Below are 1,788 nucleotides of genomic sequence, written 5' to 3' on the forward strand. Positions count from 1 at the left end.
GTTGCTTCAAAAGGTGGAACAACCGAAGCCGCTTTACGTACTTTTGAAGAAAATAATATTCCAGAAGGAATCTCGAAAGGTATTTTAGCCGCCGAAAATAGAGCTAAAGAATTATCGAAATAGTACAAGGAAGGCTTCGCTCGAAGCGAAGCCTTCCTTCGTATTTGCAACTCTACACTTCAATAAAACCGTTTATCCATTTCTTATACCCTGCATATACGAAACTTTCGTAAGATTGTTGTGTCAAAGCCACCGTTGTAGCTCAATGGTTTGAAAAGTTTTGACCTCAGCATCTAACATTCGTATGAAATTAGCTAAAATTTTACTTTCAACTTTTCTTCTTGCCAATTCTGTTTCTTATGCACAAATTACTGTGTCGGGGAGTGGAGAACGCAGTACTTCAACTGGCGAAAAAATAACTTTGCAAGAAGCCATTGATTTTGCTTTGAAAAATAATCTTTCAATTAAGCAAAATAGCCTACAAGTAGAGCAAGGGCTCAACACGCTCGAACAATCGAAATGGGCAAGGTATCCTAATCTTAATGGAGGAACAAACCTTAATGTCTTCACAGGCCGTAATATCAATCCTTTTACTAATGGTATCGTAACAAATACCGTTGGTTCAAATGGTTTTGGTCTTAATGCAGGTGTTACGCTTTTTGATGGGTATCAAACTCGCAATGGAATCGCCCTCAATCAGTTGAACTTGGAAGCATCTCGCCTTGATTTACAAGCCATGAAAAACCAAATCACGCTTAATATTGTGGTGGGTTATCTGAATGTGCTTTCTCAACAAGATTTATTGGCGGTTGCTCAACGCCAAATGGAAGTAACACAAACCCAGCTCGAACGCACACAAAAGCTCGTCAATGCGGGTTCATTGCCCGAGACTAATTTGTTTGATATTAAAGCACAATTGGCCAATGATGAAGTGAGCGTTGTCAATGCCGAAAATGCCATTATCTCAGCAAAATTGACTTTAAAACAATTGATGAATGCTGCTGCCGACCGTGATATTGAAGTAGTCAGAGTCGAAGTGCCAAATCCGAGTATTCAGCCGTATCCGACTTCTTCCGCCCAAGTTTATGAAATCGCTCAGTCTTTCTTGGCTGATGTGCAAGCCGCTGATATGCGAGTGAAGGCCTCCCAAAAATCAATTGATATTGCTAAAGGTTTAAAGATGCCCGTTATTTCGGCTTCTGCCGCTCTTAATACTAATTATACGACAGTGGCCGAAAATGTAAATGTAACTCAGCGAATTGTTGAAACCGAAGCGGGTTATGTAAATGTAGCTGGAACACGCTACCCTGTATTTGCTTTTGTACCAACATCAAGCACCACAACTGAAAAAATCAAATATTTCAGACAATTAACAGGAAACGCCAATAATTCAATCGGACTAAGTCTAAGAGTGCCAATTTTTAATGGTTATAGTACAAAGTTTAGATTAACTGCTGCCCAAATCAATCAAAAACAAAGCGAAATACAAGCCGAAAACGTACGCTTACGTTTGCGTCAGGACATTGACCAAGCTTACGTAAACCTCACAAATTCGGCCAAAAGATATTCTGCCTTGGGAAATCAGGTAAAAGCCTTAGAAGAGTCTTTCCGTGCGGCAGAATCAAGATTTAATGTCGGGTCGTTGAATGCCTTAGATTATAGCATTTCAAAAACTAATCTCGACCGTGCCAGAATCAATCAAATTCAAGCCAAATACGATTATATTTTCCGAATCAAGATTTTAGATTTCTATCAAAATAAACCGCTTTCGTTTTAAGCGTGGTGATT

At 39.3% G+C, this 1,788-nt stretch carries 2 protein-coding genes; both read left to right on the top strand.

Annotated elements, in window-relative coordinates:
- Nucleotides 1-123: pyrroline-5-carboxylate reductase family protein (locus ACOVO2_RS23315; RefSeq protein ID WP_421772287.1), on the top strand; the 123-nt coding region annotated here is incomplete at its 5' end.
- Between the two features lie 181 nt (nt 124-304).
- Nucleotides 305-1,777, top strand: a complete 1,473-nt coding sequence (locus ACOVO2_RS23320; protein WP_421772280.1) for a TolC family protein — start codon at nt 305-307, stop codon at nt 1,775-1,777.
- Nucleotides 1,778-1,788: the final 11 nt, after the last annotated feature.

It is taken from the genome of Emticicia sp. (genome assembly GCF_049241225.1).
Classification (GTDB): domain Bacteria; phylum Bacteroidota; class Bacteroidia; order Cytophagales; family Spirosomataceae; genus Emticicia.

Excerpts from the sequence above, each read along its gene's own strand:
- ACOVO2_RS23320 (WP_421772280.1), top strand. The coding sequence starts at position 305 with ATGAAATTAGCTAAAATTTTACTTTCAACTTTTCTTCTTGCCAATTCT.